The sequence below is a fragment of the Chryseobacterium sp. FR054 genome (assembly GCF_056844565.1).
Window position 1 is genome coordinate 218303 of sequence record NZ_JBXDSA010000003.1, and the last position, 25457, is coordinate 243759.

At 39.1% G+C, this 25457-nt stretch carries 23 protein-coding genes and 2 tRNA genes; 15 read left to right on the plus strand and 10 right to left on the minus strand.

Annotated elements, in window-relative coordinates; all coding sequences use genetic code 11:
- Positions 1-5: 5 nt before the first annotated feature.
- The 8 genes from miaB to AC106S_RS13775 all read right to left on the minus strand — a co-directional run bounded on the left by miaB (position 6) and on the right by AC106S_RS13775 (position 9626).
- On the minus strand, positions 6-1442 hold the full coding sequence (miaB, locus tag AC106S_RS13740; protein WP_482440608.1) for a tRNA (N6-isopentenyl adenosine(37)-C2)-methylthiotransferase MiaB: 1437 nt from the start codon (positions 1440-1442) through the stop codon (positions 6-8).
- A 113-nt stretch (positions 1443-1555) separates the two neighbouring features.
- Complete coding sequence (locus AC106S_RS13745) at positions 1556-2293, minus strand: energy transducer TonB (protein ID WP_482439859.1); 738 nt, start codon at positions 2291-2293, stop codon at positions 1556-1558.
- Positions 2294-2343: 50 nt separating this feature from the next.
- Positions 2344-2559 (minus strand): hypothetical protein, encoded by a 216-nt coding sequence (locus tag AC106S_RS13750; RefSeq protein ID WP_482439860.1) that lies wholly within the window; start codon positions 2557-2559, stop codon positions 2344-2346.
- Between the two features lie 13 nt (positions 2560-2572).
- On the minus strand, positions 2573-3058 hold the full coding sequence (locus tag AC106S_RS13755; protein WP_482439861.1) for an energy transducer TonB: 486 nt from the start codon (positions 3056-3058) through the stop codon (positions 2573-2575).
- Between the two features lie 113 nt (positions 3059-3171).
- Positions 3172-4905: a thiamine pyrophosphate-dependent enzyme gene (locus AC106S_RS13760; RefSeq protein ID WP_482439863.1), complete on the minus strand. Its 1734-nt coding sequence runs from the start codon at positions 4903-4905 to the stop codon at positions 3172-3174.
- 215 nt (positions 4906-5120) lie between these two features.
- On the minus strand, positions 5121-6320 hold the full coding sequence (gene lysA / locus AC106S_RS13765) for a diaminopimelate decarboxylase (protein ID WP_482439864.1): 1200 nt from the start codon (positions 6318-6320) through the stop codon (positions 5121-5123).
- A 259-nt stretch (positions 6321-6579) separates the two neighbouring features.
- Positions 6580-7803 carry a 3'-5' exonuclease gene (locus AC106S_RS13770; protein ID WP_482439865.1) on the minus strand — a complete coding sequence of 408 codons (1224 nt, stop codon included), beginning with the start codon at positions 7801-7803 and terminating at the stop codon, positions 6580-6582.
- A gap of 299 nt (positions 7804-8102) precedes the next feature.
- The gene (locus AC106S_RS13775; RefSeq protein WP_482439867.1) at positions 8103-9626 is read right to left on the minus strand and encodes a helicase HerA-like domain-containing protein; all 1524 of its coding nucleotides are present in this window, start codon (positions 9624-9626) and stop codon (positions 8103-8105) included.
- Positions 9627-10003: 377 nt separating this feature from the next.
- Here AC106S_RS13775 and AC106S_RS13780 point away from each other — a divergent pair, with 377 nt between their 5' ends.
- From AC106S_RS13780 to AC106S_RS13790, 3 genes are read left to right on the plus strand one after another with little or no spacing between them, the layout of a single operon-like run.
- Positions 10004-11413: an MBL fold metallo-hydrolase gene (locus tag AC106S_RS13780; RefSeq protein WP_482439868.1), complete on the plus strand. Its 1410-nt coding sequence runs from the start codon at positions 10004-10006 to the stop codon at positions 11411-11413.
- A 4-nt stretch (positions 11414-11417) separates the two neighbouring features.
- Positions 11418-11795 carry a rhodanese-like domain-containing protein gene (locus tag AC106S_RS13785; RefSeq protein WP_482439870.1) on the plus strand — a complete coding sequence of 126 codons (378 nt, stop codon included), beginning with the start codon at positions 11418-11420 and terminating at the stop codon, positions 11793-11795.
- A 17-nt stretch (positions 11796-11812) separates the two neighbouring features.
- Complete coding sequence (locus AC106S_RS13790) at positions 11813-12112, plus strand: thioredoxin family protein (protein WP_482439871.1); 300 nt, start codon at positions 11813-11815, stop codon at positions 12110-12112.
- A gap of 70 nt (positions 12113-12182) precedes the next feature.
- Here the strand turns inward: AC106S_RS13790 and AC106S_RS13795 are convergent, their stop codons facing one another.
- Positions 12183-12935: a nitrilase family protein gene (locus tag AC106S_RS13795; RefSeq protein ID WP_482439873.1), complete on the minus strand. Its 753-nt coding sequence runs from the start codon at positions 12933-12935 to the stop codon at positions 12183-12185.
- 108 nt (positions 12936-13043) lie between these two features.
- Here AC106S_RS13795 and AC106S_RS13800 point away from each other — a divergent pair, with 108 nt between their 5' ends.
- From AC106S_RS13800 to AC106S_RS13855, 12 genes are all read left to right on the plus strand, one after another.
- Positions 13044-13484 (plus strand): DUF6646 family protein, encoded by a 441-nt coding sequence (locus tag AC106S_RS13800; RefSeq protein WP_482439874.1) that lies wholly within the window; start codon positions 13044-13046, stop codon positions 13482-13484.
- A 104-nt stretch (positions 13485-13588) separates the two neighbouring features.
- Entirely contained in the window at positions 13589-15070 is a 1482-nt protein-coding gene (rseP, locus tag AC106S_RS13805; protein ID WP_482439876.1) for an RIP metalloprotease RseP, read from the plus strand.
- Positions 15071-15150: 80 nt separating this feature from the next.
- Positions 15151-15224: transfer RNA gene (locus AC106S_RS13810), tRNA-Asn, on the plus strand.
- A gap of 547 nt (positions 15225-15771) precedes the next feature.
- Complete coding sequence (locus tag AC106S_RS13815; RefSeq protein WP_482439878.1) at positions 15772-16698, plus strand: contractile injection system protein, VgrG/Pvc8 family; 927 nt, start codon at positions 15772-15774, stop codon at positions 16696-16698.
- The gene (locus tag AC106S_RS13820; protein WP_482439879.1) at positions 16644-17993 is read left to right on the plus strand and encodes a phage baseplate assembly protein V; all 1350 of its coding nucleotides are present in this window, start codon (positions 16644-16646) and stop codon (positions 17991-17993) included. The genes AC106S_RS13815 and AC106S_RS13820 overlap by 55 nt, the downstream gene beginning before the upstream one ends.
- Positions 17994-17998: 5 nt before the next feature.
- Positions 17999-19072: a hypothetical protein gene (locus AC106S_RS13825; protein WP_482439880.1), complete on the plus strand. Its 1074-nt coding sequence runs from the start codon at positions 17999-18001 to the stop codon at positions 19070-19072.
- Positions 19073-19082: 10 nt separating this feature from the next.
- A complete protein-coding gene (locus AC106S_RS13830; RefSeq protein ID WP_482439882.1) occupies positions 19083-19514 on the plus strand; it encodes a hypothetical protein in 432 nt (143 codons plus the stop codon).
- The gene (locus AC106S_RS13835) at positions 19514-19843 is read left to right on the plus strand and encodes a DUF4280 domain-containing protein (protein WP_482439883.1); all 330 of its coding nucleotides are present in this window, start codon (positions 19514-19516) and stop codon (positions 19841-19843) included. Before AC106S_RS13830 ends, AC106S_RS13835 begins: the two co-directional genes overlap by 1 nt.
- Positions 19844-20127: 284 nt before the next feature.
- Positions 20128-20201 (plus strand) — tRNA-Asn (locus AC106S_RS13840).
- 62 nt (positions 20202-20263) lie between these two features.
- Positions 20264-20455 (plus strand): hypothetical protein, encoded by a 192-nt coding sequence (locus AC106S_RS13845; RefSeq protein WP_482439884.1) that lies wholly within the window; start codon positions 20264-20266, stop codon positions 20453-20455.
- 57 nt (positions 20456-20512) lie between these two features.
- The gene (locus tag AC106S_RS13850) at positions 20513-21274 is read left to right on the plus strand and encodes a hypothetical protein (protein ID WP_482439885.1); all 762 of its coding nucleotides are present in this window, start codon (positions 20513-20515) and stop codon (positions 21272-21274) included.
- Positions 21275-21352: 78 nt separating this feature from the next.
- Positions 21353-22792: a serine hydrolase gene (locus tag AC106S_RS13855; protein WP_482439886.1), complete on the plus strand. Its 1440-nt coding sequence runs from the start codon at positions 21353-21355 to the stop codon at positions 22790-22792.
- Positions 22793-22882: 90 nt separating this feature from the next.
- Here the strand turns inward: AC106S_RS13855 and AC106S_RS13860 are convergent, their stop codons facing one another.
- Positions 22883-25456: a DUF4132 domain-containing protein gene (locus tag AC106S_RS13860; RefSeq protein WP_482439888.1), complete on the minus strand. Its 2574-nt coding sequence runs from the start codon at positions 25454-25456 to the stop codon at positions 22883-22885.
- Position 25457: the final 1 nt, after the last annotated feature.

Here is a 25457-nt window from a genome sequence, read left to right on the forward strand (position 1 = left end):
TTAAATTATTCTGCTTTTCTCCCTAAAAGTGTGCCCTGTGTATTGTCATAGACAAAAACATTCACAATGTCACCAATTTTCTGTCCTTCCTCTTTATCGAATACACAGACTGCATTCTGGGAGTTTCTTCCTTTCCACTGATCTTTGTTCTTTTTGGAAATTCCTTCAATCAGGATCTGGTGTGTTCTTCCCACGTAAGATTTCATACGCTTTCTGGAAAGTTCACCCTGAAGGGCAATCACCTCAGCCAGTCGTCTCTGCTTCACATCAGCAGGAATATTGTCTTCCATTTTTTTGTGTGCCGGCGTTCCCGGTCTTTCAGAATAGGCAAACATGTAGCCGTAGTCATATTCCACTTCTTTCATCAGGCTTAACGTATCCTGGTGATCCTGTTCAGTCTCATTGCAGAATCCAACGATCATATCCTGGGAAAAAGCAATATCCGGGACAATTTCTTTCGCCTGTTTAATCAGATCCAGATATTCTTCACGGGTATGCTGCCTGTTCATTGCCTGAAGCATATTATTACTTCCGCTCTGTACCGGAAGGTGAACATATCTGCAGATATTCTCATGTTTCGCAATCATTCTGAACACGTCAAGGCTCATATCCTGTGGATTGGATGTAGAGAACCGTATTCTCATTTCCGGAACGGCTTTAGCCACCAAATCAAGCAGCTGCGCAAAATTTACAGCTGTTGCTTTCTGCATCTCCGAAGCTTTGGCAAAATCTTTTTTAGGACCGCCTCCATACCATAAATAGGAATCTACGTTCTGTCCCAAAAGGGTGATTTCCTTATATCCGTTTTCAGCAAGATTCTTGCATTCTTCAATGATGGAGTGCGGATCACGGCTTCTTTCCCTTCCTCTTGTAAACGGAACCACGCAGAAGGTACACATATTATCGCATCCTCTGGTAATGGTTACAAATGCAGTGACTCCGTTTCCGCCCAAACGGACCGGATTGATATCGCCATAGGTTTCTTCTTTGGAAAGGATAACATTGATGGCGTCTCTTCCGTCTTCCGTTTCCTGCAGAAGATTGGGAAGATCCCTGTAAGCATCGGGACCTACAACAAGGTCTACCAGCTGTTCTTCTTCCAGGAATTTTGTTTTCAGTCTTTCGGCCATACACCCTAAAACACCAACCGTCATATTCGGTTTTTCTTTCTTCAGATTTTTGAACTGGGAAAGGCGCATCCTTACGGTCTGTTCCGCCTTTTCACGGATAGAGCATGTATTCAGAAGAATAAGGTCTGCCTCTTCTACTTTCAGGGTGGTGTTGTATCCCTGCTCATTAAGGATAGAAGCTACGATTTCAGAGTCAGAGAAGTTCATCTGACAGCCATAGCTTTCTAAAAACAGTTTTTTAGAATTTTCCGGTCTTTCAGCAATAGCAAAAGCTTCTCCCTGCTTTGTTTCGTCTATATATTTTTCCTGCACGGTCATCAAATTAAAGGTTCAGGACTCAAAATTGAATGTCTTTTCCTGTTCAATTTTAAATCCAAAACAGATTAGTCTGCAAAGATACAAAATATTGTGACAGAATGGCAGGGCTATCTTTCATTGAATGTAATTGAAAATTTTACAGGAAAAGCAAATTTTTCTTTAATCGGGATATTAGAATATAAAGCAGGTTTCCAAACCTTTTTTAATCTTGAAAGGGTTCGCATGAAATCTATATTAAAGCTTTTATTATCTATTGAGGGATATATTCTCGGCTTGGTAATATGCCCTTCCTCATTAATATAAAATTCTAAATTAACCTCTCCATTAATATGATAATCCGCAAAAAGCGCCTGAAAATTATCATGAAAGTCCTTATTGAATGTCTTTAATCCTCCAGGGTACTGTGAGTGCAGAACAAAATCATCCGCGTTATACCCTGTTTTGTAGTTGCTCATCAGGTCTTTTGGATAAAAAATGAATTCTGTAATTGCTCCGAGGGTGTTTCCTTTAACCTGTGCGGGTTTCCATCCTTTAAGATTTTTCAGGACTTCCAGGGAAAGATCATATGCGCATTTGTTTTTTGCGATATTCAGTGTATCACTATCCTGTATCAGTTTAACGCCTCCCATGTCAGTCACAATAATCCTCGGCTGATAAATTTCTTTTTCCGCACACTCTTTTTTGTTGTTCCCGGTCAGGTATTCATGGGCATCTTTATAAAAACCGGCCAGGCCTCCTTCGTAAAAGTCCTGTCCTTTAGGGTAGCTTTCCAGAACATTCATCTGGGCATAAGAAGTCTGGCAAACTGCTGATATGAAAAACAGCATTAAAATTTTTATTTTCATCAATTGATATTTTAAACTTTCAGTAAGATTCTATTTATTGTTCAAAAAAATTATCCTGCAGGATGAAACGTCAGGGGGCAGCCTGAAAAAAGATTCAACCGGACGTCCGCATGAAGCATATTCATAAACTGTTTGCGGAGAGCCTCATCACCACCCGGAAATTCCGCTTTCTGTGTATATGCCGGAGTTCCGGTCTGTACTGTATTCTGAGAGAACCCTTCAATTCCAATAAATACTAAAGGTAATAATAAAAGATATTTTTTCATCTATAAGTAGCGATTACAAATCTATTCCTATAGAGGAGAAGTTCATTTTAAGTTTGATCTGTGAAGTAACGGGCTGACCGTTGCATGATGCCGGTATCCAGTTTTTTTTAATTCTTCTTACGATGTATTTCATATCATCAAAAAAATAAGTGCTGTTGGCTACTTTTGGGGAGCCTTCAATCTGGGTTACTTTTCCGGTCTTATCTACCGTCAGGGTAAAAGTGAAATCACCACTCAGAACATAGAAATCAGAATTAAGGTAATCATACATGAATTTTCTGAGGGTATCTTTATACACAGCTACCCCGCCGTCGAATGAAGCCGCTTTGAAATCGTTACAGTTTTTGACAGCAACCTGCAAAAACGGTTCTTTGATATCTATTTTCAGAATATTTTTATTATTCTCAGTAATAAAATTATCGTCTCTTTCTTCAACATCCTGCTGTGCCCATGTAAGATTGCTGGCAAGAAGTGCTATAAATACTATTAGAGCTTTCATAATATGATAAATGTTTAAAATTACTTTAACAAAGGTAAATATTTAAAGTCTTTTCGAAAAAGAAAAACTTCACACAAATGCGTGAAGTTTTCCTGTATTTTCCTGTCAAAAGCTTATAACAATCCTTTAATATGTTTATAATTAGATTTCACCGTTTCCAGGACTTCTTCCATTTTTCCACCCAGCATAAGCTGCGCCATAGATTTTGTCATTCCCAATACCTGGTCCAGCTCGATCTTCGGAGGAAGTGCCAGTGCATTCGGATTGGTGAATATATTGAGAAGATAGGGGCCTTTATGATCCAGGCACCCCCGGATTGCTCCTTCCACATCTTCAGGTTTGTGGACGTTTTTTCCGGGATACCCCATCGCCTGGGCAACCATTGCAAAATCAGGATTAATCATATCCGTCTCATTATCCGGCATTCCGCCTACTTCCATTTCCAGTTTTACCATTCCGAGGGTTCTGTTGTTGAAAACAATGAGTTTTACGGGAAGGTTATACTGAAAAATGGTAGCCATATCTCCCAGAAGCATAGATAATCCTCCGTCTCCACACATGGCAATAACCTGCCTGTCCGGATGTGCCAAAGACGCTCCAATTGCCATTGGCATTGCATTGGCCATTGAGCCGTGATTGAAGGAGCCCAGCATTTTCCGTTCTCCTGTTCCGGTAATGAATCTTGCACCCCATACACAGCACATTCCCGTATCTACCGTAAAAACAGCATTCCTGTCTGCCAGGCGGTCTAAGGTATGGGCCACATATTCCGGCTGTATGGCATTTTCTTTCCCGAAATCTTTAACATAGGAAAGCTGGTTTTCTTTTACTTTTTCATAGAATGCGAGCTGCTCATTAAGGAAGTCCGTGTCGGTTTTTTCCTGCAGCAATGGCATAAGAGCCTTAATTGTTTCTTTTACATCTCCCGTCAGTCCCAGCTCAAGCCTGGCCCGGCGCCCCAGCCTTTCGGGACTTTCATCAATCTGAACTATTTTATTTTTGACCGGCATAAATTTCTGATAAGGGAAATCTGTTCCCAGAAGGATGACCAGATCTGCTTCGTGCATGGCGTGGTATGCGGAAGGAAATCCAAGCAGACCGGTAAGCCCTACTTCATTGGGATTATTGGGCTGGATCGCCATTTTCCCACGGAAAGAGTAGCCTACGGGGGCTTTCAGCAGCTTCGACAGCGCTACGATTTCAGTATTGGCATTTTCTGCCCCGACTCCTCCATAGATTGTCACTTTTTTGCTTTGGTTGACAAGGGCTGCAAGCTGCTTCAGCTCATCATCTGAAGGTCTGATCACCGGATGGGTTCTGAATATGCGGGCAGACGTGGATCCTTCTTCTGCATCCAGTTCAGAAACATCCCCGGGCAGGCCGATTACAGCAACTCCTTTTTTAGAAACAGCATGCTGAATCGCAGTCTGCACCATCCTCTGTACCTGTTCCGGTCTTGTGATCATCTGGTTATAATGACTGCAGTCGTCAAACAGTTTTATGGTATTGGTTTCCTGGAAGTAATCCATCCCCATCTCATCGCTGGGAATGGTGGAAGCAATGACCAGCATCGGCACATGAGAGCGGTGTGCGTCATAGGCTCCATTGATCAGGTGTACATGGCCCGGGCCGCAACTTCCGGCACAAACAGCAAAGCCATCAAGTTCCGCTTCGGCAGCGGCAGCATAAGCTCCCACCTCTTCATGCCTTACATGAATCCATTGGATGCTGCTTTTTTTAACGGCAATATTAAGATGATTAAGACTGTCTCCTGTAACGGCATAAATTCTTTTCACATTGGCATTTTCGAGCATTTCTACAATCTGCTCTGCTACGTTTTTAGCCATAATTCAATATTTTTTGGTGGTTGTTTTTTACTATCTCTTTCAAAGTTAGACAATAAATTATAAACTTACCAGGGATGAATATTAACATTGAGAGAAAAAATACAGCCGGAAAAAGATGTTAGCTATTATGAAATCAGTAATTCCCCGGAAGAATGCCCGGGTTTGGCGCTAAAAAACTCCGCCAGTTTTAGACTGCGGAGTTCTTTTTTATAGGTTTAGATTACTTCGATCTGGTTTCTCAGCAGATCTTCAAATTCGTCTCTTTTACGGATCAGATGTGCTTTTCCGTCTAAAAACAGAACCTCAGCAGGTTTTAATCTTGAGTTGAAGTTTGAACTCATTTCAAAACCGTAGGCTCCTGCATTGTGGAAAGCAAGAATATCTCCTTCCCTTACTTCGTTTAATTTCCGGTCCCAGGCAAAAGTATCGGTTTCACAGATATTTCCCACTACGGTATAGATTCTTTCGGCTCCTTTAGGATTGGAAAGGTTTTCGATCATATGGTAAGAATCATAGAACATAGGACGGATCAGGTGATTGAACCCTGAATTGACTCCTACGAATACTGTTGCCGTAGTCTGTTTGATCACGTTTGCTTTTACCAGCAGATAGCCGCTTTTTCCTACGAGGAATTTCCCTGGTTCAAACCATAATTCGAACTTTCTTCCCGTAGATTTGGTGAATTCCGAAAGTACTTTTTCCACTTTTTTACCCAGCGTTTTCACATCAGTTTCCTCTTCGCTGTCCTGGTAAGGAATTTTGAATCCGCTTCCCATATCCAGGTATTTAAGGTTCGGAAAATGCTCAGACAGTTCAAGCATAATATCAAGAGCCTGGAGGAAAACTTCCGGGTCTTTGATCTCACTTCCTGTATGCATATGAAGCCCTTCCACGTTAAGATCTGTACTTTTCATCACTCTTTCGATATGACGAAGCTGATGGATAGAAATTCCGAACTTACTGTCGATATGTCCGGTAGAGATTTTATAGTTTCCACCGGCAAAAATATGCGGGTTGATTCTGACAAAAATAGGATATGAATTTCCGAATTTATTTCCGAATTGCTCTAAAATAGAAATATTATCGATATTGATGTGTACCCCCTGCTGCATTGCTTCTTCAATTTCTGCAAGATCTACACAGTTGGGCGTGAAAAGTATTTTTTCTTTTGGAAATCCTGCCTTCAGCCCGAGTTTTACTTCGTTTATCGATACACAATCCAAAGAAGCACCCAGGTTCTTGACATACTTCAGGATGTTGATATTGGTCAAAGCTTTGGCAGCATAAAAGAACTTGGTGTGTTTTAAAAAAGACGATGTAAGTTTCTCGTATTGAGTTTTAATGGATTCTGCATCGTAAACGTACACCGGTGTGCCAAATTCAGTGGCAATCTTTAATAATTCTTTTGAATTCATAATTTCATTTTAACATAAAAAAAGGCAGATTCTTCGAAAAGAGTCTGCCGCATTGATTATTTTTTATGCAAGACAACTCTTTTAAATATTCCAAACCTTAGAGAACTTTACAGCTCCCTTTTTTCCAGTTTTTATTTGTTTAAAAATTTGCATTGCTTTATTTTATTTTTGCAAAAATACTATTTATTTTTTATTTAAAGTCTATTGACCTGAAAAGCCGTTTTTCACGATAAAAATTAAGAAACCGTAAATTTCTCTGTTATTTCGGTAAAGGTAAAGTCTCAAAATCCCCGCGAAGAATTGCCAGCTGTAATTCATTGTTGAGATCTGCGGAAGAAAGAGGCAGATCGATCTTCAGTTTGGCCAGCTTGCTTAGAGTCTGTATCTGTGTAAAAAGTTCATAAAAGCCATAGGAAACCACTTTTCCGTTCTCAATGATCAGGAATAGTTTTTCTCCCAGTTTGCGGCCGGTACCCAGCCAGAGCTCATTTCTTTTCCTGAAATCTATTTTCTTTCTGAAATCATTCACATCATTGAATTCTTCCCGGGAACCGATAAACTGTACGGCTTTTGATCCCTGGGTGAACGATCTGAATTTTACGATCGGCTTTTCTGTTTTATTCAGTTTATTTTTTTCAACAACATATTTTCCGTTTCTGAAATAAAGTCCGAAAGGAAGGTTTTCCCTTTTCTTGATTTTCTTTGAATTAAGGATCAGCCGGGCAATAATATCCGTTCCTGTAAGTTCATAGCTGATCTGCTCAGCCTCTTTCTGTGCCTGTTCCCATTTTTTGGACTTGGAATTAAATACCTTTTTCGAGAATTTATTAATATCCTGAACATAATCTGAAAAAATAATCTTTCCGGATTCAGTCTGAAAATATACGATTCCTCTTTCGTTGGGAAGATCCTGTGTAAGCTCTTTGATCTTGTTGATATAGCTTTTGGCATTAGATTCTTCGTGCTGCTTCTGAATGATCTCATTTTCGGTATCTTTTGATACGAGAAGCCTGAACAGTTCCAATGTAGCTCTTGCATCTCCATCTGCCCTGTGATGATTCGTCAAGGGAATTCCCAATGATTTCACCAGTTTTCCCAATGAGTAGCTTACCTCATCGGGAATCAGTTTTTTAGCTAAAGGTATTGTATCTAAGGTATTGATTTTATAATCATAGCCCAGCCTTTTAAATGACTGGCGCAGCATCCTGTAATCAAAATCGATATTGTGCCCTACCAGTGTTGTATTTTCGGTAATTTCAATAACTCTTTTGGCTATTTCATGAAATTTCGGGGCAGTTTTCACCATTTTCGGGGTAATACCTGTGAGTTTTTGTACAAAAGGGGTGATATCACTTTCGGGATTCACAAGAGATATAAACTGGTCCGTAATTTTCTGACCATCATATCTGTATATGGCGATATCTATAATGCATTCATTTCTATAACCTGCACCATTACTTTCTATATCTATAATTGAATACATTGAATTTTCTTGCTATACTGCTGTTTTTTTAAGTTCAAATTAATAATCCCTGTCCTGAGCAGTCTGAAACAAAGCGACAGAAGACTTAATGCATTCCCCGATTCCTCCGAATAACCGATGCACTCACTTTTATCTGCCAGCCGTGGCAGCCCTGCTAAAATAACAAAAAATATGTCAAAAACAGTAAAACATGCATTAATGCTGTGCATGACCGGATTCAATAGAACCGGACTCACCAACTAAAAAGCTGATTTTCTTATTTCTAGCACTTATTTTTTATCGGTATAAATTAATTTTCATTATCTTCTTCTTCCCCCCAGACCAAACATTCCGAGGATTGCTTTTGCCCCTTCTCTCATCAGGGTACTGGTAAACGTTCTTCCTGCTTTGCTCTGAAGCACCTGTTCAAACATTCCCGGCTCTTCTTTCACCGGTTTTGTTTTTTGTGCAGGAGAATTCTGAACAGCCTGTTCCATTCTGGCTGTCAGCATCTCATACGCCGATTCCCGGTCTATGGCCTGCTCGTATTTGGCAACCATCGCTGATCTTGATGTAAGTTCAGAAATTTCGGCATCGTTCAGAACATCCATTCTGGATTCCGGAGAGATCAGATAGGTATGTACCAGTGGGGTCGGGATACCTTTTTCATCCAGAGCCGTTACAAACGCTTCTCCTATTCCCAGATTCTGAATCAGATTGGGTGCATTATAAAATTCGGTTGTCGGATAATTTTCAACGGCCTTTGAAATCTCCTTTTTATCTTTTGCTGTAAATCCTCTTAAAGCATGCTGAATTTTAAGTCCCAGCTGAGACAGTACATTTTCGGGTACATCTCCGGGGATCTGTGTAATGAAATAAATTCCGACCCCTTTGGAACGGATCAGTTTTACCATCGTTTCAATCTGGGATAAAAGGGTTTTTGAAGCTTCATCAAAAATAAGATGGGCCTCATCAATGAATAAAACAAGCTTAGGTTTCCCGCTGTCTCCTTCTTCCGGAAAAGTCATATAAATCTCTGCAAAAAGCGAAAGCATGAAAGTGGAAAACAGCTGCGGTTTATTCTGAATATCCGATACTCTTAAAATATTCACCACCCCTTTTCCGTCTCTTGTTTCCAGAAGATCATGTACGTCAAAGCTCAGTTCGCCGAAAAAACCGGTTGCTCCCTGCTGTTCCAGAGCAACAATAGATCTCAGGATTGCCCCTAACGAAGCGGGAGCAATTGACCCGTAATTGGCCGCAAGTTCTGCTTTTCCCTGTGCATTATCCGTCACATACTGAAGCACTTTTTTCAGGTCATTCAGATCAATCAGCGGCAGTCCTTTATCATCACAGTATTTGAAAACGATAGACATTATGCTCTGCTGGGTATCGTTCAGCTGAAGGATTTTGCTTAACAGAACTGGGCCGAATTCAGTTACCGTCGCTCTTAATTTCACTCCTTTTCCACCGGAGATGCTCATCAGTTCTACCGGAAAAGCCTGCGGATTGTAGGGAAGCTGTGTTTTTGCATACCGCTCTTCAATAACCGGATTCATCTGCCCGGCTTCTGCAATTCCCGAAAAGTCACCTTTTATATCCAGTACCAAAGAAGGAATTCCTGCATGGGAAAGCTGCTCGGCAAAGACCTGTAATGTTTTGGTTTTCCCTGTTCCGGTAGCTCCTGCGATCAGACCGTGTCTGTTGATCGTTTTCAAAGGAATAGTAACATTCACTTCAGGAACCACTTCCCCGTCCAGCATTCCTTTTCCCAATATAATATGTTCTCCTTTCGGAGTGTATCTTGCATTCAGTTCTTCAATAAATTGTGCTTTGTCTGCCATTTGCTCTTTTTTTAACATATAAATATAAAAGTTTTTATAAAATATCCGGTCATTTAAATAATATTCCGGAAAAATCTGAATTAATATCTTCAGAAAACATTTTCAGGCTCTGCATGTGCAAATTTTAAACCATGAAAATAAAAAAAAGGAACAAAATACTTTATCTGCCTGCAATACATAAATATTTTCATTTAACGAACATGATAAAAAACAGTCTACCGAATCAGTATGCTTTTATCTGCTTTTTTACCTGAAAACACAGGGAATTAGGGTTAGAAAAGCTCAGACATTGACAGAAACTATCGGCCGGATTTAACATTTCATTTACATTTCATCTAATACTTCGTATCTTTATCTAAAATTTTAAAAAGACCCTCATGAAAATTGAACAAATATATACGGGCTGTCTGGCTCAGGGAGCTTATTATATTGTATCAGAAAACGAAGCTGCAATTATAGATCCGCTGAGAGAGGTAAAACCTTATCTGGACCGTCTGGAAAAAGACCGTGTTACTTTAAAATATATTTTTGAAACTCATTTTCACGCTGATTTTGTTTCGGGGCATCTGGATCTGAGCAAAAAAACAGGAGCGCCTATTGTATACGGCCCGACAGCACAACCTGAGTTTGAAGCTGTCATTGCTGAAGACAACCAGATCTTTGAGATCGGAAAAATAAAAATAAAAGTTCTCCATACTCCGGGGCACACCATGGAAAGTTCTACATTCCTTCTCATCGATGAAAACGGAACGGAGACCGCAATTTTTACAGGGGACACCCTCTTTTTAGGAGATGTGGGAAGACCTGATCTCGCTCAGAAAGCCACCAACCTGACCCAGGAAGATCTTGCCGGAATTCTGTATGACAGTCTTCAGAGTAAGATTCTCCCTCTGAATGACAGCATAACGGTTTATCCGGCCCACGGAGCAGGTTCTGCCTGCGGAAAGAATATGCAGAAAGAAACTGTGGATATTTTAGGAAATCAGAAAAGAACCAATTATGCACTGAACCAGCCGGACAGAGAATCTTTCATCCGGGAAGTTCTGGACGGGCTTACTGCTCCTCCAAAGTATTTCGGGATGAATGTTGCCATGAACAAAGGCGGCTATGAAAGCCTGGATGTAGTGATGAACAAAGGACTGACCCCCGTTTCCCCTGTTGCTTTCGAAGCACTGGCAGAAGAAACAGGAGCATTAATCCTGGATACCAGAAGCCCTGTGGAATTTCACAAGGGATTTATTCCGAATTCTGTAAATATCGGCTTAAAAGGAGATTTCGCCCCGTGGGTAGGAACTCTTATTGTAGATGTAAAGCATCCTTTGCTTCTGGTAACTGATGAAGGAACTGAAGAAGAAGTAATCACAAGATTAAGCCGTGTCGGTTTTGATAATGTTTTAGGATATCTGGACGGAAGTTTCAGCGCATGGAAAAATGCAGGAAATGAAACGGATGAGATCAGAAGAATTTCACCTGCTGAATTTGCAGAGCAGTTCGATGAAAACTCAGTTGTCATTGATGTAAGAAAACTGACCGAATATACTGCCGAACATATAGATAATGCTTATAACAAACCTCTGGATACCATCAGTGACTGGGTACACAGCATTGACGATTCTGAACATTTCTTCCTCCACTGTGCCGGAGGTTACCGAAGCATGATTGCAGCAAGCATCCTTAACTCGCACGGAATCAGAAACTTTACTGAAATAGAAGGTGGATTCAACGGAATCAAAAAAACGGAAAAATTTCCGACCACTGACTTTGTCTGCCAGTCAAAAACTTTATAAACAGATGAAAGAAACCGTTTTTGGACTTATTTTCGCATTATCTTTAGTGTTAACTTCCTGTAAAACAGCCGACACAGCCGCTCTTCCGAAGACAGGCCTCCGCGAAGTAGTGAACAGCCCGGAGGTTACTTTGATAGATGTAAGAATTCCTGAACAGTACAATGCAGGAACGGCCAGGGATGCTATCAATATTCCTCTGGCAGAAATACAGAATCATACGGATGCCCTTAAAGGGAAGAAAGTTGTTGTCTTCTGTAACAAAGGGATTCAGGCAGATCAGGCTATGGAAATTTTAAAGAAAAACGGCGTGGAAGCCTATGATGGAACCAGCTGGAAAAATGTAAAAGCTATCCAGGACGAAAAGCAGTCCGGAAAACAATAAAACCTAAAACCAGAATTATGTCACAAAAATTTCAGGAAATCATTGACTCGGAAAGACCGGTACTTATTGACTTTTTCGCAACATGGTGCCAACCGTGCAAGGTACAGTCTTCTGTTCTGAATACCGTAAAGGAAAATGTAGGAGAAGGAGCCAGAATCATAAAAGTAGATGTAGACCAGTATCCTGCTCTGGCGGCTCAGTACGGGGTGCGCGGTGTTCCTACTCTGGCGGTTTTCAAAAACGGGGAACTTTTATGGAAAGAAAGCGGCGTACACGATGTCAATACACTGACGGAGCTGCTTAAACAATATGCTTAAAAAACTTTAAGGCCGGGATTGAGGTTAGGGCAGTGAATACTTTGCCCGTATTCAGTCCCGGTCTTATTTTTTATAATTCAATAGTAAACTGATCCCTGTCATTCAGGAACTGGAAATGCTGTCTGAAGTTTTTCAGTTCTTCCCTGTCCAGTTCAGCAGAAACAATATTTCCCTTCTTTTCTGAAATTTCTTTTCCGTCTGCAAAAAAACAGTGTGAACTTTCCTGGTAGAAAAGATTATTTCCATCAGTTCCTATCCTGTTCAGTCCAAAAACAAAGGCCAGGTTTTCTATGGCTCTGGCTTTCAGCAGGTGCTCCCAGGCTCCCACTCTTTTTTCAGGCCAGTTTGCCACATACAGAATGGCATCATAATCATCATTATTTCTGGCAAAAACAGGAAAACGCAGATCATAGCATACCTGAAGCAATATCCTGAATCCTTTATAGTTAACGATCATTCTTTTATTCCCCGGGGTGTACACTTTATCTTCCCCTGAAAAAGAGAACAGGTGTCTCTTATCATAAAATACCGCTTCACCGTCCGGCTGTACAAAATACATTCTGTTGTAGAATTTTCCATGCTCTTCTACGGGAGCGCTTCCACAAAATGCCGCATTTTTTTCCCGTGAGATTTTTTTCAGGAATTCCAGGGATTCTTCATTTCTGTCTGAAACTTCTGCCGCATCCATACAGAAACCGGTAGAGAACATTTCGGGCAGTAAAAACAGATCAGCATTCTGATCGCTGAAGTACTCTTCAATCAGCTGAAAGTTTCTGTCTTTATTTTTCCAGACAATATCTAAATTAAGTCCTGTAATTTTCATAAACTTTGTTAAAAAACTTCACTAAAAATACGATTTTTCATTGATTTCGGTTCTATTTTTGATGCGGATATTTTTTATTCGTCACATTCAATTAAAAATGTAAAATTTATGAAGAAATTGTTTTTTGTGTTTATGATCGTTTTTTTCGGAACAGCAGCGCAGGCTCAGGCCTGGACAGGCAAGGGCGATCAGAAGATCCAGCTGGGGCTTAATGCCTGGGGATACGGAACTGGAGTTACAGGAACTTATGACTATGGGCTGAACAAACTTATATCTATCGGAGCCGGGCTTAATGCTTATTTCGGTGACTATAAAGACAATGATAAGGATAACCGTGTTTTTGTTTTCGGAAGGCTGAATTTTCACCTTCAGGAAGCTCTCGGCCTTCCTTCCAAATGGGATATCTATCCGGGAGTAGATCTTGGGGTTCTGGGTAAAGATTTCGGAATCGGTGCTCATATCGGTGCCCGGTATTATTTCACAGAAAAAGTGGGTGTTTTTGCCGAAGTGGGCAACAATGGCAGTCTTGGAGTTTCTTTCAATCTGTAACGCTCTCTAAAATATATGACAAAGCTTCTCATTTCGAGGGGCTTTTTTATTTGGCATAGTTTTGATAATTGTTACCTTTGCAAATTAAAATCTAAAATTTATTAATGGAATTAGCAATCAAGATTTTCCAGTTCATACTAAGTATTTCTATTTTAGTAGTTCTTCATGAGCTTGGACATTTTTTACCAGCGAAATGGTTCAAAACCAGAGCAGAGAAATTTTTCCTGTTTTTCGATCCCTGGTTTTCAATTTTCTCAATGAAGAAGATCAACGGAAAATGGCAGTATAAATTTTTATCCAAAAACCTTCCTGATACGGAAATGATTGAAGCAGACGGAAAGCAGCAGGAGGTTCCTATCGATATATCAAAACTTCCGGACAGTGACTGGAGAAAGCATCCCGAACAGACCAAATACGGTATCGGGTGGCTTCCTTTCGGGGGATATGTGAAAATCGCAGGGATGATTGATGAGAGCATGGACAAAGAGCAGATGAAAAAGCCTGCACAGCCCTGGGAATTCAGATCAAAACCGGCATGGCAGCGTCTGATCATCATGCTTGGAGGAGTTACAGTAAACTTTTTCCTTGCCTGGATTATTTTCGGATGTCTTTCTTATTTCAACGGGGAAACCTCTTTTGATACCTCTAAGGTAGATGCTCCGATGCATTATACGGAGATCGCCAAAGCGATGGGCTTTAAGGACGGTGATAAAATTTTAAAAGTAGATGGAAAAGTTCAGAATAATCTTGACAAGTTATCTCTTGATATTTTATTGAGTGACCAGATCACAGTGTTAAGAGACGGAAAAGAACTTACTTTCAATACCAATGATGACGGGAAAGCTATGGCATTTAAAGATGAAAATCCAAGAGCTTTTCTTACACCCAGATTTGCAGCAGTAATTGATACTATTGTGAATCCTAAAACGGCAGCAGCAGGTCTAAAAGTGGGTGACCTGGTAACTTCAGTAAACGGACAGAAAATTGCTTATTATGATGAATTCCGTACTGTTGTTGGGAAAAACCCGGGAAAAACCATCAATGTAGAAGTATTGAGAAACGGAACACCGGTTCCTTTGAGCCTTGAGGTTTCCAAAGAGGGAACTTTAGGACTTGCTTCCTATAAGCAGATGGACAAGTATGCAAAAACAGAAAACTTCACTTTTGTACAGGCTATCGGAAGAGGCTATACAAGAAGTATCGAGAGTTTAACCTACCAGGTGAAACAATTCAAACTTATCTTCAACAAAAAAGTTCAGGGGTATAAGAAGGTGGGCGGACCGCTTGCGATCATCAAGAATATGCCGGTAGAGAAATCCAAAGAAGGGAACGTATCGATCAACTGGACCCTATTCTGGGGCTTTACGGCTATGTTCTCCGTATGGCTTGCTTTCCTTAACCTGATCCCGATTCCGGGGCTTGACGGCGGGCACGTACTGTTTACATTATGGGAAGTGATTACCGGAAAACCGGTTCCTCAAAAGGTATTGGAAAATGCTCAGATGATTGGAGTTATCTTCTTACTTGGACTGATGGTACTGATCTTCGGAAGCGATATTTTCAAGGCAATTACCGGAAGTTTATAAGATTTTTGAATTTTTTTGAAAAAATATTTGTAGGGTATAAATATTCGTCCTATATTTGCACCACTTAAAACAAAGGACATTCCTCCTTAGCTCAGTTGGTTAGAGCATCTGACTGTTAATCAGAGGGTCGCTGGTTCGAGCCCAGCAGGAGGAGCAAAAAGACTTACAGAAATGTAGGTCTTTTTTTGTTTTATCATGGTCAAGGTTGATAAAGGATCCGGGATCAGACGCAAAAGTTGTGGACTAAAGCAAAAAGCTTGGTTAATCTGAAGAGGAAAACTGTGGACCGGATTCAAAAGTTTTATACTTTTCCCCGGATGTTGTAAAAACCTTATAGGTTTAGGGAGCAAAGTATAGAATCAGCTTCGTTGATTCGCCTAAGCTTGTGGATAAGATCTTAGAATTACTTATTTAATGTTTTTCCTAAAAACCTCTCTAGCCAAAAATCCGGGACTTTAGAGGAGTACTTCAAAATAAGAAATCAAGGGAAGGTTTGTTTTTCTATACAGGTACTTACACGATCCATAAAAAGAGGTTTTACACCGGATAAAACCAAAGTTCTCTTAATATGATTGTAGGCATCTTAACCATTAAAAACCAATCGTAGTTTTACTACACTTTTAAAGTTTTTCAAAATTTATATACGTAGCATCATCCGTTTATCTATATTTGGTGATATAAACACAAATATCACAGCATTAATGAGAAAGAATATTTCCAATTCTGAAAAGATTTCAGAGAACCATATAGCAGGTATTAACCGTGTGGTTAAACTTGACATTATGGTTGAAGGGAAATCTATCAATCATTTTAAACACTTCCGTTTACAGCAAAGTGCCAGAGCACACCATTATTTTGAATTGACTCTGGCTCATGATTCTTTGGGAGAAGTACAGAACCATAATCTTGAAGAAGCCCAGCAATTTTTAGGAAAGCGAATTACAGTAACATTTAAATATAAAGATCCTGAAAACGAAAGTCCTGAAAGAACATTTGTAGGAGTCATTACAAGAATTGCATTTAGCCAGGAACAAATGAGTCTTGGTAATATTGTATTTAAAGGATACATCCCAACAATTTTAATGGATTCGGCCCCTCACACACAGAGTTTTGGAGGTAGTCAATCTGTGAACACAGCTATTATTGCGGATAGAATCATTAAGGAAGCATTAGGAACAAGCAAGTTTGATTTCAGAGTAGAAACTCAAAATAAAAGTTATATCAATTACAGCTCGCAATATTGCGAAACACATTATAATTATCTTGCCCGTTTAGCAGAAGCATACGGGGAGCAGTTTTATTATGATGGGTATGTTTTGCATTTTGGAAAACTCCCTGCACCTGAAAAGCCTATCCAGCTTGTTTATGGAAGTAATATTACAGATGTACAGGTAGAGTTAAAAGCAATTCATACAAAACCTGAATACTTTGGGTATAACAGCAGTAGCCATGCAAAAATGCTGGGTTCTGATGATGACATTAAACACTTAGGAAATTTATCAGCAAAAGCCTATGAACTGAATGATAATATTTCAAAACAAGATCACTTACTCCCACCCCTGTCAATGCGAATATGTTTCTGGATGTGGATGATTCCCAAAAGAGTGCAAGAGGAAGTAAAGCCGTAGAAGTTTTTACTGTGTCTGGAAACACAACTGTTCCTTTCCTGTTTATAGGTTGCGTGGCAGACATAGATATGAGAAATCAGGACAGCAATCAAACCTCCCACTTCACTACATTAATGATGACAGAGGTGAGCCACGAAGTAAATGCCAGAGGTTATTATACAGGAAGTTTTGAAGCCATAGCCGAGGGAACGGGTTTCATGCCAAAACCTAATTTCATCATGCCAAAAGCAGAACCACAGGTGGCAACTGTAATCTCCAATGTTGACCCTTTGAATCAGGGCAGAATACAAGTACAGTTTGATTGGCAGTTGAATGATACCACTCATTTTATCCGGATGATGAGCCCTGATGCCGGCGGCACAGATGCAGTAAGCCAGAACAGAGGCTTTGTGGCTGTTCCGGAAACCGGAGACCAGGTAATGGTTAATTTTGAATACCATAACCCAGATTTTCCTTTTGCAATGGGTGGTATGTTTCATGGTGGTGTAGGCTTGGGAGGTGGTATGAATAACCGTGTGAAATCTTTACAGACCAGAAGTGGGCACAGATTGGTATTTACAGAAGATGAAAGTATTTTACTGACCGATAAAAGTGGCAACGAATTAAGATTTGATACAAAGGGAAGCAATATCAATATTACCGCTCCTGAAACCATTACTATAAAATCTAAGAACCTGAAGTTTGATATTGAGGAAAATATTGAAACCAAAGCAGGCAAAAATATGGATACCCATGTCGGACAAAACATAAAGATTACTGCCAGACAGGAGATTAGCCAGGACAGTGGTAAGAAAACCATCATTAATGCCGGAACCAATACTGAAATATCAGCAAAAGCACACCTGGACCTTTACGGTAAAGAAAAATTCATAGGATATACCGATGGACAGACAGAGTTCGGAGCAAAAGACAGAATGCATGTATATGGAGCAAACTCATTATTAACGGCTAAAGATAAGATTGAGTATAAAGCCCCTCAAATGAATAAGCTTCCTGAAAATGGTGAGTTTGATTATACCAAAGAAAAACAAATAGTAAGCGCCCAATGGATGGATGGTGATATGAAGGAGGTTATCGATACGGCTTTCATGGGGGAAAAGATAAGTATTTTGGTATATACTCGAAATTATGATGAAGGTGAGACTATTGACGTTGATGTTGAACATGATTATAATAATGAGAAAAAGAAAGTGATTTATTCAGGAACTGTAAATAAGGAAGGGTTTGCAGAGTTAAAAGAAAAGGTTGAGATAAAAAAGAAAGAAAAAGAAGATACGAAAGAAACTAATATATAATTATTATGTCTGGAACAGTAACAATAACGGGTATAAATGGAAGTGTTAACTTCCAGCATTTGAAAGTAAATATCGCTCCATTCAAGCAGTACATATTGGTTTCTGGATTATTTTATCCTGATGACCACAACAATTATAAGCTTTCAGGCTCTTTTGATAAATATGTTCAAAGCTATGTGAAGAAAATCATCCAAAGCCAAAAGGAAAATGATTTTATTATTTATGATGTTAATATTTTAGAAGGAACTATTACTAAAACTGAATATTTTGCAAACTCATCGCCTAAGAAAAGCACACTAACATTTGATAAAGTAATCAATAGTGACTATGTGACAGCTAATAATAGCATTCGATTTGAGAACAATAATAAAAAGGTAGTTTCAAAAACGGATATTTATAAATTGATTGAAGATATAGGAGCAAATAACCCTAATACATTACAGGAAGTTCATGTATTTTCTCATGCATATTGGAATGGTCCAATTTTAGTAAATACAGATAGTGGAGGAGGAGATTGTGATATGAGAAAAGCCGACTTTACTTCAGGGATGATTAATGCTACAAATTTTAAAAATGCATTTACTAGTTCTGGCTTTATGAAAATCTGGGGATGCAGCTTTCCTGTTGCAACAAATGCTCTCTTTTCAAAGTTTAGGAATAACAAACAGTATAGTACTACTAAAACAATATCTGATTCTACTATTTTTAGTTTTGTACCTAGTACATTTTATTATCATCCTAGTGGTTCGTTACCTGTTGATTTGACTCCTCAAATCAATGGCATATTAGGAACAACCTATAAAGTAAATGACTCAATAAAGCTAACATTTTTAGAAATAAAGAAAATACTAGCATATAATTACCTTAGTGTATATGCAGGAGTAATTGCAAAAAAAACAGGTATTAAGGTTATATCTGCATTACCGGCAACTTATGCCAATATAGACCCAACATTTCATATTGCACCAAGTACAATGGCAAATGTAACATTCTATAAAAAGCATTTAGATATTAAAATTGAAGATGGAAATTACGGTCTCTATGATGAACCAACGGTTCAAAGGTTAGAAGCAATCTAATAGTTAAAAAATGAAAAAAATAATCTTATTTTTTGTCATATTATTGAACATTTTAATAAATGGACAAATAAAACATATTTATACTGGAAAAGTAGATAGTATAGTGATAAAGAATTTTTCCTATTATGATAAGGAAACTTCTACCGTCAATGATACTAACGAAAGTAACTCTATTCAACTCCTGAATAGTAAAAAATTGAAAGGAAAACAAATAGCTTTACTTAATAGACTTTTAATAGCAAAAAAAAGCTATTTGCCTGAGAGAGCTTTGTTATCACATTTTAATAAAAAAATTGAATTCTTTCTTAATGGTGATAAAATACAGGATATTACAATTTCAACATTGACTAAGAATATCACAATCTATAATAGAGAAAAATTGGTTTATAAAGCTAAAATGTCATCTTATCTGGAAAAAGGAATTTTAAATATTGAGAAATAATGTCCTGGCATATCACTGATACCACCCAGCTAAAATGTGACAAAGGAACTTCACCGGCTCCGCTCACAGTAACAAGTCAGTCTTTTATGAAGATTGAAGAAAAGCTACAGGCGACAGAAGAGGATAAACAACCTAATACTAACATAAAACCTTTTGGAATGTGTAGCGTTTTAAGATCTTCCTGTTCACCTTCACCTATTAAATGGGAGAACGTTTCTGATTTTGAAATTGAGGGTAAAAAGGAGCTGTTAGATAGTTCTACATGCCAGTGCTCCGCTGGTGGCAAAATATCAGTTGTAAAGTCAGTCCAGAGCTTTGTTGAGGAGTAAAAAAGTCTGGTTTTAGCCAAAAACCTAATGTCACTTTTGTTGAAGTCATCTTGACTTTAAATTAAATAGATGAAAAAATATATCTATGCATTTACCTTCCTGTAAAGAATAAAAGCATATCTCATTGATCCGGTCTGAAGTACCTTCAAAAAAAATTGAGCTTGTCACAATTTTATTTTCCTGAAAAATAAACGGATAGCCAATTTCATTCAATATTAGAGAGCAAAAATTTGCTTGGTACTGATATTCCTGTTATATTTGCACCACTTAAAACAAAGGAAAATTCCTCCTTAGCTCAGTTGGTTAGAGCATCTGACTGTTAATCAGAGGGTCGCTGGTTCGAGCCCAGCAGGAGGAGCAAAAGACTTACAGAAATGTAGGTCTTTTTTTGTTTATGAATAAAAACTAAACGATCAAACCATGAAAAACAAAAAATTCCCGTCCATCATCTTCATTATTATAGCCATCATATTAGGAACGGCATTATATAAACAATTCGACAGTGAGACCCTGAAATTTAAGAACACCTACCTGGCGATTCTCTATTTTACCACTTTTATATCCTGTGTCTATATTGTGATAAAAGATTACACCAACAGACCCCAAAAGTAATTTCCGGAATGGTGCCCTATTTTCAGTAATTTTACAGTTAACTATTCAAACCGACAGATGAAATTCAGATTTTTATTATTGGTTCTGCTGGCATTTAGTTTCGTTGATGCACAGGACGAAGAACTTGATGCGTCTAAAAAAGCAAACGTCAGTAACATCATCTCTTTATTTAAAAGGAACAATGTAAATGACATTTCAAATATGATCAGTTATCCCCTGCAGAGAGAATATCCTATTCCTGATATTAAAAACAAAAAGGAATTCCGGCAAAGATTCAGTGAAGTTTTTGATAAGATTCTTATCGGCCAGATTGCCCGCTCAAAAACCGCCCAATGGACGGAAGTCGGCTGGAGAGGAATCATGCTGGATAACGGATTGGTATGGATAGACAGCTACTCAGGAAAAATACTGGCTGTAAATTACAAAAGTCCTTTTGAAAAAAACTTAAGGGAAAAACTCATTCAAAAGGAGAAAGAGAATGTACACATTTCGTTGAAAAAGTTTGAAATCCCGGTATACAAAATGAAGACGAAACAATACCTCATCAGGATTGACGAAATTTCTGACGGTAAATACAGATATGCTTCCTGGAAAGCCGGCAGTAAAGAAAATACCCCGCCGGATATTATCCTGAATAACGGCGAACTGGATTTCCTGGGAAGCGGCGGAAATAACGTAATTACTTTTACCAGCGGAAATTACACCTATAAAGTTTACAGAAATATCATCACTGAAGAAAACGGAGCAGAAGCGACCCTTGAAGTAGAAAAAGACGGCCAGATTATTTTAAGCCAGAACGGAACATTAATAACCGGATAAAAAAGTACAAATCATTTATTCCATGTAATGAAACAGAAGCAGAAACTGTCTTAACAGAAGTAAAACGATCCACAGTAAATGAAACTACCCTTCCTGTTCACCCTATTTTTATCCCTTTCTTTTCTGGGATATTCCCAGAAAACAGATCCTTCGAAACCAATCGATCATTACATAAAAGAGGTAATGAAAGCCAGTGATATACCCGGGCTCGCCATTGGAATCATCAAAAACAATCAGGTTATTTACCAGAAGTATTACGGCACAGAAACATTGGAAAGCCCTAAGAAAGTCAACCCAAACTCCATGTTCAGGGTTTACTCTACAACCAAGCTGATGGCTAATGTTGGTATTTTTCAGCTTATTGAACAGGGAAAAATCGCTTTGGAAGATCCTGTTTCAAAGTATTTCGACAATCTGCCGGAAGCCTGGAAAGAAGTGAAAATAAAACATCTTCTCACCCATTCTTCAGGAATTCCCGATATTGTCTACTTCAACGACATTCCTGTTGATGCATCCAATATGGAATCGCTGGCACGGCTGTTCAATGAAAAAATGGATTTTAAAACAGGCAATGAATACAGATACAATCAGACCAACTACCTTTTACTTACCATGATTATTGAAAAGGTAACAGGACAGCATTTTGAAGACTTTATTATCAACAACCAGTTTCCGGATTCCCGTAAAGAAGTGGTATTCTCTTCCAATTCTCTGGAAAACATCCCCAACCGGATTATAAAATATGATTACAATGCACAAACAGACCGATATGAAAAATCAAAACACGTAAGCGGTGTAAGATCTCATTCCGGAAATGGCCTGGCCATCACCCTGCCTGCTTTTTTAAAATGGAGCACTGAGTTCAATAAAAACAAATTCCTGAAGGAACAGACCAGGAAAATGATGTGGCAGCCTTTTGTTTACGACAATAGTAATTACCCTTTTGCCTACGGCTGGGAAATCAACAAAATAAATGGTTTTTCATCTTACGGATTTTCAGGAGGCAATGTAAGTGTTTACAGAATTTATCCGGACAGCGACCTGTCTGTCATCATCATGTACAACGGATATAAGGGATTCCCGGTTCAGTATCATATGGTGAATCATATTGCCCAGATGATAGACAACAGATTGAAAGATCCCTATTCACTGGCCGAAGAATCTGTCATTTCCGGATTCATGAAAAAAGGGAATCCCGATGCAGAAAAACAATATTACAGCATTAAGGCAAAAAATCCGGCCTGGGATTTCGAAAATACGATCAACACTATTGGCTATGTTCTTCTGGGGCTTTCAAGAGCTGAGGAAGCAGTCAGAGTTTTTGAAATTAACGTTAAAGAGCATCCAAAGTCAGGAATGGTCTTTGACAGCTTGGGAGAAGGCTACCTTGCCGTTAAAGACTATAACCGTGCTTTGGAAAACTATAAAAAATCACTGGAACTGGATCCTCAAAACGGCAATGCCGAAAACAAGATCAAGGAGATCAGACAGGCGATGGAAGCAGCAGGTAAAAAATAAATACTCTGCAAACCTTTTCATAAAAAAGACTTACCCATCTGCGTAAGTCTTTTTTTTAGTCATTCAAATTCAGCCGCTCCAAAAAAACTTTTATTTCCTGGCGATCTGTGAGGTGATGGTAGAATCGGTTATCTTATCATCATTCGCCAGCAATAAGGCCTTTGAAATAATCACAGACAGCCCGTTATCTCCTTCAAATGGTAAAAACAGCGTACTGCCGGTATCTTTTTTACTTCTGTCCGGAACAATACACAGATATTGGTCATTGGGCTCCATCAGGATATTGGTACTTCCGATATGAATTTTATAGGTCCTGATCTTCCCTTTTACCACCACAAACTTATCTTCAATATGAGTAACAGATGCTATTTTCAGGCGGGGGATAAGATTCCGGAGAATTTCTTTCCTGTTTTTGGCAATTTCCGACAGGTTACCGAATGAATAAGACTGCCAGTAATCCCTGTAAGCAGGCAGACCTCCCGAATCGCTCCAGGCAGGATCATTCCCTACACTTGCCACTCCCACAAAAAGATCCACATCTCTCATTGCCTCTGAAAAAGCGATGGCGGGAACATCTATGAGATTCATCACTTCACGGGTTTCCGTATTGATGAATCTGATCTGATCCGTCGTTACATAATTCCAGATTCCCGTTGCATTGAATTCATCATGGGCATTTAAGGCATTCACCCAGTATTCAACGGAAATATGATATTCAGGCATCATTAATTCCGCCGTATCGCTATCTCCGCCATCCCAGGCTCCGATAAGCCTTGCTTTCCAGTTTCTTCCTTTAGCCAGCGTAACATACTGATGCTGTTTGAGAATATGGGAAGCCATCCTGTTGCTGTATGTTCTGGTATTGATTTCCGCATCCGTCAGAAGATAAATTTCCCGGTAGGCCTGTTTAAACGGCTGCTGGATCTCTCCCTCCATTAAGAACTGCCGCCAGGCTTTCACCTCAGCAGTACCACTCGTTACGGGATGCCATAAAGAAACAGTGTCATACTGCTCAATATCAATCATATTATAATCAATATCAATCCATTCTCCTTTCAGATAAACAGCCAGCCGTTCTTCTTTTTCTTTGGAAAATTTAAAGATCACTTTTCCGATCACAAACGAAAGAAGCCCGTGGTTAAGATATTTCTCTTTAAAATACTCCAGACTCAGGACCCTGCTGCTTCTCATCATCCTGTCGAATCTTTCCTTCTGTGACGAAGTTGTCTGGTCAATCTGCTTCTGCGTGTCTCTGATCTTTTTCAGTTTTGCAGCCGCATTATCTTTTACAGCCTGCGGCACGGATTTCTGCTCAGATCCGTCGGGCTTAAACCATCTTAAAACAGATTTTCCGATTCCTGTCAGCTCAAGAACACAGGTATAGCCTTCAGTTTCATAAGTTATTTTATAATCTTTCAGTTTAAAATCATCCACGGCCAGATCTTCAATTTCTGATGAAGAAATCTTTAGTTTTTCAGCGGCTTCTCTGATGTATTTTTCAATAAGGTTTAATGTATTGTTCTGCTTAATTTTTAGTTTTAACCTTGAAAGCTGCGCTATTCCATCCAGACCTTTTGATGCATACAAGGTATACAGGCAGGCATTTCCTATACCCGCTGCCGCCGGCCCTTTTTCAGGAATTTTTTTAAAGCACCGCTCTGCCAGCTTACCTATTACCTGTATGGTAGCATTATCATGAAACCATGATGACATCCAGACAAAGCCTTTCACCGCATCAGCATTCAGTGCGCTCAGAAATTCACTGGTGCGGTAGGTATAAACCCGGTTATTATAACGGTGTTCATGCTGGGTAACCGATTCTTTAAGATCGATGATAAACCGGAACCAGTCATGAATTACTTTTTTAAATTTGTCGGATCCCAGGCGGTCAATAATTTCTTTCGCTTCATTCAGGAATTTTTGGGAAGGTTTTCCCCCTGAAGCTTTTTGAGCTAATGCCATAAGCTCAAACCAGCATGATCTTTCTTTCTCCTTCTGACCGTTGATTAAGTCGTTGGCAAAATCCCTGAACGCATCTTCACCTAAAAAATAAACCGGCCTGGCAGCATCACTTCCATTACCTGTATGATGAAGGTAAGATTTGATTTTTTCTTCCAGTTTTATATGATCTTTGTAGTAGTAAACATTCGGTTTTTTATCAAAACTTAAAATTTCGTTGAGAATTTTTTTAATGGATTCAGGGGCTTCATCAGGAAAATTGAATTCCACCTGTTTAAACCATCCTGCAAGCGGCCAGGCAATAGCGCCGTGGTTATAATAATCCGATTCAGCCGTATGAGTACAGAATGCCTGATAAATGTTCAGCAGTTTTTCTTCCGGCAGTTTCATCCTGGATTTAAAGAAGGTCTGAATATACGAATAAGCCATCTGGATTTCTTTATATACAGGATCCGTAGAAGTATTCCTGTAAGATTTCTTTTTCTCAGCGGCCGAGGTCAGAAAGACTATAAAATCTGCTTTCTTATGGTCATCCCATTTTTTAACCACCTCATTGTAAATCTGTATCTCCGAAAAAGTGATGTTATAAAAATAATTGGAAACCTTTTCATACTGCCTTATTGATTGCTGTAAGGTTTCCCTGAACTCTTTATCTTCTTTTTTTTCTAATCCTACAACGGATTTTATCTGATCAAATATTCCCATA